This is a genomic window from Chitinophaga sp. (genome assembly GCF_036566945.1).
Taxonomy (GTDB): domain Bacteria; phylum Bacteroidota; class Bacteroidia; order Chitinophagales; family Chitinophagaceae; genus Chitinophaga.
In genome coordinates this window covers 1-9,287 of record NZ_DATCVJ010000678.1, presented here as the reverse complement: position 1 = coordinate 9,287, position 9,287 = coordinate 1, and the positions used below count along the sequence as shown (strand labels likewise).

The window sequence follows — 9,287 nt, the reverse complement described above, 5'->3', positions numbered from 1 at the left end:
ATCTTAAATTTATCTTTAAACATCAGTTTAAAGCCCGCCAATCCCTGTGTGGCAGAGATAAAGGTGACTGCCAGCCCGAACGGATCTCCCGAAACACATTCCCCTGTTGCCTGTCCTTCATTGACCACGGCTGCCAGGTTCCGGATGGATTGCAGCTTGCGGCTCATCAGTTTCCGGTCTTCCGTTTTATTGCCGGTTTCAAATAACTGTGATATCAGGATGAAGTAATAAATCCCGGCTTCTTTATGTACGCCCTCCATGAATGCCGCCAGAAACTGTGTGATTTTTTCTTTTACCGTCATCTGCTGTGCCTGGAGCTGATCAAATAACGCCTGGGATTTATCCATGGCCTCATTCGCCAGCAGCAGGTACAGCTCTTCTTTGGAAGAAAAGTAATGATACATTAATCCAAGGCTGATACCCGTATGCGCGGCAATCTCTTTGATATTGGTCGCTGCCAGCCCTTTCCTGGCAAAAAGCTCCAGTCCCGATTTTTTTAACCGGGTAATGGTCAGCTGTCTCATTTCCTCAAATTGCTCCTTTTGCTTTGGCATCTTTTATTATTGAAATATTTTTCAATAATAATTTTTTTTATTCGAAAAATAAAATCACTTTTGTTTTATCATTGAAAAATAATTCAATAATAAAACAATCATGATGATAACGAACCTATTTACCTATTCCAGCATTCCCTCGGCAGACGGCACTCCTATTGGTTATCAGCAACGCGGCGCCGGTCCTGGTTTAATCATTGTACCGGGTGCGCTCAGCACATCGGAAAACTATACCCGGCTGGCCTCTATGTTATCGGATTCTTTCACCGTATACATCATAGAGCGTCGCGGCCGTGGTATCAGCGGGCCACAAGGCAGTGCTTATGGCATGAACAAAGAATGTGAAGACGTAAAAGCCCTGCAGGAGGCCACCGGCGCAGATTATATATTTGGTCATAGTTTTGGAGGACTGGTAACATTGGAAACGGCCAGCAGGTATCACTCCTTCAAAGGCATTGTGCTATATGAGCCAGGTGTTTCCATTTTGGATACTCCTTCCTGGGAGTGGATCAACGTTTATGAACAGGCACTGAAAGACGGGCAACCCAGGCGAGCATTTACCAGCTTCGTGCAGGGCGCGGGCCATACGCCGCTGAGCAAAATGCCCAAATGGTTGGCCGGCTTCATTCTCCGCATGATGATAAGGGGCACGCATTGGCAGGAAATAGCAGCCCTGCTGGTAACTAACCTGAATGAGCATAAAGAAACGCAAAAACTCCACGGTACCTATGCCCGTTACCAGGAGATCAACTGCCCGGTATTATTACTAGCCGGCGAAAAGAGCCCCGGATTTGTACCAACCACCAACCAACTATTGGCTAATACTATCCGGGATGCCCAATGCCAGATAATTGCAGGCCTGAGCCATCTTTCGCCGGAAAATAAAGAAGCACCTGAAGCAATTGCAAAAGAAATCATCCGGTTCCTGGCCTGACTATCACTCGTTACTTTTACACCGGTAACGATACCGTAGCTCCATTCTTACGCCGGCTGTCGTCGGCAGCTTCCATAAAAGCCATCATCTCCAGCGTTTCTTCTGGCATCACGGGTGGCACGCCACTCTGGAAGAAAGACGTGATTTGCAGCATGAGCGGCTGATAGGAATTAAAGTCACCGATAGCAGCAATTGACTTTTCACCGAATGCATGGCCCCCAAAGCCGTAGGGGCCTTTCTTTACACCTCTTAAAGTACCAATACGGCCATCATCCCATACGGCGGTGATTTGATCCATGTCGGTTTCCGTGGTGCGGGTAAGCCGGCGACAACCGGTTCCCATCAGGGCATACAGCATTTCCACACCGTGAATACCATACCAGAAAAGATCCGGATGTGTTTTCTCTGTGGGAGAAGGCGTGTAAATATCTGCCCCGGTTACCTTGCCGATACTACCGCCTTTCACCTGTTGGATACTATCTATAAAACGTAAGGCGGAAGAAGAGAACACCGGCACTTTATATTGTGCAGCAGCGTTAAAGATAGCTTTGGTATCCGACAGGGAGGCGGCAATGGGCTTATCTATAAACACGCGTTTACCTGCTTTGAATACCGGCAATACCTGCTCCAGGTGCACTCTCCCATCATTGGATTCGAGTAGTACTACATCACATTTTTTTAATAATGCGCTGATACTATCTACTACTTCCACACCCAGTTCTTTTACCTGTTTTAAATTACCCGGTACCATTTCCAGGCTGGAAGCAATATCCTTGCTGCCCTGCGCATAGGCTACCGTAACATGGTAGCCCAGGAATGCCGGATCGGGGGTAGCGGCATTTAACATTTTGGTGAATTCCACGCTGTGCGAGGTATCCAATCCGATGATGCCCACACGGCGCCCGTCTGCAGCAGGGTTAGCAGCCAACAGTTTTTCCGCAGGCCCCAGCAGTCCAAGTCCGATGCCTGTAATAGCCGCATCGCGGATAAAGCGGCGGCGGTTATAAGAGGTTGTATTCATGTACGCTTATTTTTACTTCACTATTTCAATGATCTTACCGCTGTGTTTTTCTTTCAGGATCAGTTTTGTGCTGCCGAAATGCGTCAGTTCTTCTTTGATCAGGTAATGTTGTTCATCATAAGGAACCAGCGTAACGGGTTTCGTTAAACCGGTTTGCCCGCGCCAGATGTCCAGCTGTACCGGCTCCCATTGTTTGCTGTCGGCGCTGCGGTATGCCGCATCCAGGATAGCATTTACCACGTAGCCATCATAGAATGTTTCGCGGGGTGCACGATTTTCTTCGATGGCGTTGAACATATCGGCAAACATATGATTGTAGCCTAACTCGTTTAATTCGTCACCTACAGGAAACAACCAGCCGCTGTTGCTTTCTGCTTTTTCCGCGACATAATCGGCTCCTTTGCCGGTGGTGAACATGTCGAAACCCGTACGCAGAAAGCTGTTGAGCCAAATCGTTCCTTCGGTGCCCATCACTTCATCGCGCAAGTCGAGGCCCCCGCGGAAAGTCCAACTCACCTCAAACTGCCCGATGGCGCCATTTTCATACTTCACCAATGCAATGGCATGGTCTTCTGCATCAATAGGTTTCACCTGTGTATCTGCCCAGCACATCACTTCTACCGGCTTAATATCTTTCCCGATGAAACTGCGGGCAATTTCCACGCAGTGACAACCCAGGTCCAGCATACAACCACCGCCGGCCTGCTCTTTATCCCAGAACCAATCGCTATGCGGACCAGGATGGGTTTCCCGCGACTTCGCCCACAAAATGCGGCCTAACGCTCCCGCCTGTACGCTTTCCAGTGCTTTGGAAAACTTAGGCGTATATACCAGGTCTTCCATATAAGCATGAAAAATACCGGCAGCTTCCACCGCCAGCAGCATCCGCTTGGCTTCCGCTGCATTGCGCCCCAGTGGCTTGGTACAGATCACTGCCTTTTTATATTTACAGCATAAATTCACGGCTGCTTCATGCAGATTATTGGGTAAAGCAATACATACCACATCCACGTCGGGATGTTTGATCGCCTCTTCCATTACGGTAGTAGTATGTACCACCTGGTAGTCGGCAGCAAACTTTTCTACACTTTCCGCTTTGCGGGAATAGATACTGATAATTTTATCTTTACTTCTTTGTCCCTGTATGGAATCGGCATAAAACCTGCCTATAAAACCAGCGCCCAGCATGGCAATTTTTCTTCCCATAAAAAATGTTTTAAGATTTACGACGATGATCCCTGAATAAAAAAATGAAAAACAACAATACCACGGCGGTAATAGCTGCCGGCGCCAGCCAGATATGCTGCCAGTTATACTGCACCGTAGTGCCTACAGTGATGCCATTGCGTGATGCCACAAAGCCGGATACGTAAGAACCTATGAGCATACCCACGCCATAGGTAGCAAAAGTGATGAGTCCCTGTGCCGCATTCTTCACGGCAGCACCAGCTTTCTGATCGGTATAGATCTGTCCTGTAACAAAAAAGAAATCGTAGCATACGCCGTGTAAGAGAATGCCTGCGTACAGCATCCATACCTGCGACTGATTATCGCCGAAGGCAAAGAAGATATAACGCAGCACCCAGCAACACATACCCAGCAACAGCATTTTTTTTACGCCTAAGCGGCTAAATAAAAACGGCATCAGCAACAGAAAACCGAATTCAGATGCCTGTCCTAACGTCATTTTGCCGGCGGCATTTACCATGCCGGTATTATTTAAAAACGGATTAGTGAGACTGTAATAAAATGCCAGCGGAATACAAATGGCGATGGCGGTAATAAAGAACACCGCATAGCTGCGTTCTTTGAATAACACCAATGCATCCAATCCCAGTATATCCGACAGCTTCACCGGCTTGCGTACCGGCGGTGTGGGTGGCAGAAAGCAGCTGTAAACGCCCAGCAGCAAGGAGCTGGCAGCGGCTATGCGAAAAGGCATGACCGTAGCTTCCAGTCCCAGGGAACCGATGAGCAACCCGGCGCCAATCCATCCTACGGTGCCGAATACACGCACGGCGGGAAACTGGCTCCCGGCATCTGTCATTTGCCGGAAAGAAATGGAATTCGCGAGCGACATAGTTGGCATGTACAACAAGGTATACAACAGGATGCCCCACCAGAAATGCCCGAAGTCCGGCACGCCGCTGATCCAAAAAAGTATAGCCGCCCCCGTTAGGTGTAATACTGCCAGTACATGTTGCGCTGCAAAAAAGCGATCGGCCACCAACCCTACAAAAAAGGGCGAGATGATAGCGGCAATAGAGAGGTTGGCATAAGCCGCTCCTACCTGTACTGCATCAGCTTTCAACGTGGTAATCAGGTAAGTGCCCATGGTCACATACCATGCACCCCAGGTAAAGTACTGCAGGAGCATCAATACCGACAGGCGAAAACGAACTGATATTGGCATACATTAATTTCGGTTTGTGAAATTCAACCAGTCGATATTAAACAGATGGCCTGGTTTTCCATCCGCGCTTTTAAATACGAGGTATAGGTCGTGTGCTCCTTTTACCGGCAGCAGCGGCGTTGTGACCACTTTCCAGCCACTCTTTGCGTCTGGGGCTTTACCTGCTGCTACCATTACTTTGCCCACCAGTGTGCCATCGGGTTTGTCGAGATGCATTGCTATGCTACCGCCTATCCCCTGCTCCTGCACATTAAAGCGCACGTTGGTGACCTCGTCGAGGTATAACTGATTAAACCGGATGTAGTTATTGTGTGCTACGAAACCATAACTTAACGCCAGTGTGGTAACGGTGCTGATGAACACATTTCCTTCATCAAAGTCTTCTATCTGTATCATGGGGTCCCGCAGCAGGATATAGTCCCTGCCTGTAATGGGTTCAATATGATTCGCGCCTTTATCAGTGTAGGTAGCCATGAGCAGGTAAGCGCCTTCATGACCTTTGCCGGCATGTTTACTCAGCGGCTGCATTCCCTGCAGGGGCAATGAATTGCTGGTATTGGCCAGTGAAAGAATATACTGTGCAATTTCTCTCGCATCTTCTTTGGGCATATCCGGGTGCGACGACATGGTGCGATTGCCCCAGTTGCCACTGCCGCCTGCAATTATTTTAGCGGCGAGTTTGCTGATATTGGCTTCATTGGCGGGGTAGCGATGCGCCACGTCCACTAAGCTGGGCCCTACGGAAGCGGTTTTTTCGGCGTGACAGGCTTTGCAATCCAGCGACCAGAATAATTCGTTTCCTTTTGGATGATCCAGGTGTGGCGCTGCGCTGCCCTTGCCCAACACCAGGGCCAGGTCTTTTCCTACCGGCAGGTAGTCAAATGTTACCTGTACTTTGCTGCTGTCTATCACTCCATCTTCCGGGTCCTTCACCGTTACCTGGTAATCCAGCAGGGCATTGTCCCAGTAAAAGCTGCGGTTGGCGGCGGTATTGATCTGTACCGTGGGCGGTGTGTTCCCTACTTTGACATCAACAGTTGTAATACCAGCTGCGCCACGATTATCCGTTACCGTTAGTGCTACCTTATAAATGCCGGGTTGTGAAAAGGAGTGGGTAATTTCCATTCCCTGCTGCTTTTCATCGCCGATGGTCCAGGCATAGCTGAGCTGATCACCTTTATCATAGTCCATAGAGCCGGCGGCTGATAATTTTACCGTCAAAGGCGCCCCGCCGTAAAGCTGACTGCTTTTCAGGGCAGCAACGGGTTTGCGGTTCCCTTCTGCATAAGTAATCTGTACCAGTTTGGCATCGGAATTTTTGGCGAACCAGTTGGTGCCATATTCCAGCATATAAATGCTGCCATCGGGGGCGATCTGCATATCTACCGGCGCCGCAAAAGGAATATGTTCCAGGAAAGGTTCCATGCGCAGGTAATTGCCGGCGCTATCCATGGTCACGGCCATGATCCAATGCCGTACCCAATCGTAGATAAAGAGTTTGCCGTTGTAATAATCCGATAATTTAAAGGGTGCATCTTTGTAGCGATCACTGTAAAACACCGGCCCTGCCATCGCAGATTCACCGCCTTTACCCAGCAAGGGAAAGGTGGCCGAAGCCGCATCGCCGTACCAGATCAAGGCTGGTTGTGCCGGTGGCAGCTCACGTACACCGGTATTATTGGGGGAACTATTAATCGGATGCAACGGATCTTTCGTTGCCCGTTCCTTTTTAGCAGCATAATCCCATAGTGGATATGCCTGGTTGTTGCCGTTAAAATATGGCCATCCAAAAAAGCCTGGTTTCCGTGCCTGGTTTATTTCATCGAAGCTCACCGTACTACCTTCCGGGGAAGGCACTTTGGTATCCGGTCCTATATCTCCCCAGTATACGAATGCATTTTTCATGTCTACATGAAAGCGGTAAGGGTTGCGGCATCCCATGACATATATTTCCGGGCGGCCCAGGGAGCCGTCTTTCGGAAACAGGTTGCCATCAGGGATGGAGTAACTGCCATCCGCTTCTGGTTTGATGCGGAGTATTTTTCCTCTCAGGTCTTTGCTGTTGGCGGCGCTGCCCTGATCATCAGATAATTGTCTGCCTGCTCTTTCATCTACAGGTGTATATCCCTCCGTTTCTTCGGCATTGGTATTATCACCGATGGAGAGGTACAACAGGCCACCGGGGCCAAACGACAGGTATCCGGCGGAGTGGCAGCAGTAGCGGCGCTGCGTGGGTACTTCCATCACTACTTTTTCTGATGCTTTATTCAGTGTGTCGCCATGCAGCTCCATTCTCACCAGCTTGTTGTACCACTTTTCACCAGCAGGTGCGTAGTAAAAATATACGTGGTGGTTGCTGGCGAAATTGGGGTCCAGTGCGGCGCCCAGCAGTCCATCTTCTATACCGCTGAACACATCAAAATGCCCAATGGTTTTTGTCTGATGTTGCCTGGCATCGTATAGTTTCACGGCGCCTTTTCGTTCTATGAACAGCACATTTCCTTCCGGCAGGATACACATTTCCATGGGCTCATCCAGGCCATGATCCAACACCGTATAGGTGTAACGGTTAGTATCCGGTGGCAGCAGGGTGAGTGAGCTGTTGTAGTTGGGTAACGCGTTGCTGCCAATGAGATAATGCAATGCCGTAGTCATACCTGCCACATCTGCTGTTGGCGAAACAATGTACAGGCGGCCGCCGTCCTGCGCCAGCTCTTTGCTCACGGGTAGTTCAGCCCATTCATGCAGCCATGGCCAGTCTTTACGTTGATACGCAGTATCCCTGATGGCCAGTATGCCACCGCCGCCGGCTTCTGCATATCGTTTCAGTGCAGGCACGGCACGGAAATTCAGGCTGTCTGTCAGCGAAAACGGTAAACAAACGGCGCTGAATTCGCGCAGCGAATCTTCCTGGAATAAATGAGTATCAGCGGTGAGTACCAGCTGCCAGCCTTCTTTAGCGGCAGTGGCCTGCAATTGTTTTACCCAGCCACTTTCGTGATGGGTAGCGAAGCATAAAATGCGGGTAGTCGTTCTCTTTCCGGTGCAGGCAAAGAGCCCCAACAGCAGCAGCAGTTGACAAAGTTTCTTCATAGTGAGTAATCATATTCGGAGCCGGCTAAAAAAACGTATAGCCGGCCCCGTATCATAGAATCAGTATCCGGGATTTTGCTTGATAGACCCACCACTCCTGTCTATTTCCAGCTGAGGGATAGGAAACAGGTATTTATTGCCACTGGCGGGCGCTTTAAAGCTATTGCCTTTGCCATTGGAATAAGGTTTGGTGGAATAAGTCTTCATGGTAGACACATAAGTGTTCCAGCGCAACAGGTCAAACAGGCGGTTGTATTCCCCGCCCAGTTCCACGCGGCGTTCATGTCTTACGGCGGTACGCAGATCATCACCTGCAGTTACCGTCGGCAACAGCACGGCGGGTACCGTGCGTACACGGGAGCTGGCTTCCACATCGGTATGAGAAGAGGTGGCTGCACGATTACGTACCAGGTTGATGTTATCGGCCACCGTTTGTTTATCGCCCCCACTTTCCAGTACAGCTTCTGCATACATCAGTAATACATCTGCATAGCGGATCAGGTACATGGTCCAGGCATCGTTGCCCCAGCCTTGTCCGCGGCGGTTTTGCGGCAGAAATACTTTCCGGTTATGATGACCGGTATTGGGATAGTTGGAGAAGTCCAGTATTTCTTTGCCGCCGGTGGTAGGAAATGCATCGCCCTGATCCAATACGGTAAACAGGATACGGGGATCGCCGGGTTCATATGCATCCACGAGCGACTGTGTAGGACAATCGAAGCCCCAGCCACCGGCACTGCGTGGTGAACAATACACTGGCTGTGTAGAGCCATAAATAAATGCGGCAGGATCATCGCCAAAGATGAGCGGGAAAACGGATTCCCTGCTTTTGTATCCATCTTTCAAAAACAATTGCTGGTATTGTGGTTCCAGGCTAAATGCTTTGGAGTCGATTACTTTTTTAGCGGCATCCCTTGCTTTGGCGTACAATGATTTATCGTCTTCTGCAAAGAAGAGATAAGCCCTTGCCAGCAATGCCCAGGCAGCTTCTTTGGTAGCACGGCCCAGTTCTGCGTCGGGCATATCATTGCGGGAAGGCAGTGCAGCGTCTGCCGCAGCAGCTTCCAGCTCACTGGTGATGAACTGCATGGTTTCTGTTGCGGTGGCGCGGGTAATTTTATTGCGGTCTTCTACCAGGAGTGTTTTCGTGAGCAATGGAACGCCGCCGAAAATACGTACCAGGTCGAGATAGTAATAGGCGCGCAGGCAGCGTACTTCTGCGAGGTATCTTTTCTTGGTATTATCATCGAGCGGATTGCCTTTATCATCCAG

7 protein-coding genes are annotated in these 9,287 nt (G+C 49.7%); 1 reads left to right on the top strand and 6 read right to left on the bottom strand.

Annotated features, from left to right (window positions below):
* Window positions 1–554: TetR/AcrR family transcriptional regulator (locus VIP81_RS20585; protein ID WP_331965575.1), on the bottom strand; the 554-nt coding region annotated here is incomplete at its 3' end.
* A 103-nt stretch (window positions 555–657) separates the two neighbouring features.
* On the opposite strand from VIP81_RS20585, the gene VIP81_RS20580 reads away from it, so the two are divergent.
* Window positions 658–1,488 (top strand): alpha/beta hydrolase, encoded by an 831-nt coding sequence (locus VIP81_RS20580; RefSeq protein WP_331965572.1) that lies wholly within the window; start codon window positions 658–660, stop codon window positions 1,486–1,488.
* Between the two features lie 16 nt (window positions 1,489–1,504).
* On the opposite strand, the gene VIP81_RS20575 is transcribed toward VIP81_RS20580, so the two are convergent.
* The 5 genes from VIP81_RS20575 to VIP81_RS20555 form a co-directional block, all read right to left on the bottom strand.
* Window positions 1,505–2,509 carry a Gfo/Idh/MocA family protein gene (locus tag VIP81_RS20575; RefSeq protein ID WP_331965568.1) on the bottom strand — a complete coding sequence of 335 codons (1,005 nt, stop codon included), beginning with the start codon at window positions 2,507–2,509 and terminating at the stop codon, window positions 1,505–1,507.
* Window positions 2,510–2,521: 12 nt separating this feature from the next.
* On the bottom strand, window positions 2,522–3,715 hold the full coding sequence (locus VIP81_RS20570; protein WP_331965562.1) for a Gfo/Idh/MocA family oxidoreductase: 1,194 nt from the start codon (window positions 3,713–3,715) through the stop codon (window positions 2,522–2,524).
* A 10-nt stretch (window positions 3,716–3,725) separates the two neighbouring features.
* Complete coding sequence (locus VIP81_RS20565) at window positions 3,726–4,922, bottom strand: nucleoside permease (protein ID WP_331965557.1); 1,197 nt, start codon at window positions 4,920–4,922, stop codon at window positions 3,726–3,728.
* 3 nt (window positions 4,923–4,925) lie between these two features.
* Complete coding sequence (locus VIP81_RS20560) at window positions 4,926–8,015, bottom strand: PQQ-dependent sugar dehydrogenase (RefSeq protein ID WP_331965554.1); 3,090 nt, start codon at window positions 8,013–8,015, stop codon at window positions 4,926–4,928.
* 60 nt (window positions 8,016–8,075) lie between these two features.
* The coding region (locus VIP81_RS20555; protein ID WP_331965550.1) for a RagB/SusD family nutrient uptake outer membrane protein at window positions 8,076–9,287 on the bottom strand (1,212 nt) is incomplete at its 5' end.

Coding starts and splice junctions, on each gene's coding strand:
- VIP81_RS20570 (WP_331965562.1), bottom strand. CDS start 3,715: ATGGGAAGAAAAATTGCCATGCTGGGCGCTGGTTTTATAGGCAGGTTT.
- VIP81_RS20565 (WP_331965557.1), bottom strand. CDS start 4,922: ATGCCAATATCAGTTCGTTTTCGCCTGTCGGTATTGATGCTCCTGCAG.
- VIP81_RS20580 (WP_331965572.1), top strand. CDS start 658: ATGATAACGAACCTATTTACCTATTCCAGCATTCCCTCGGCAGACGGC.
- VIP81_RS20560 (WP_331965554.1), bottom strand. CDS start 8,015: ATGAAGAAACTTTGTCAACTGCTGCTGCTGTTGGGGCTCTTTGCCTGC.
- VIP81_RS20575 (WP_331965568.1), bottom strand. CDS start 2,509: ATGAATACAACCTCTTATAACCGCCGCCGCTTTATCCGCGATGCGGCT.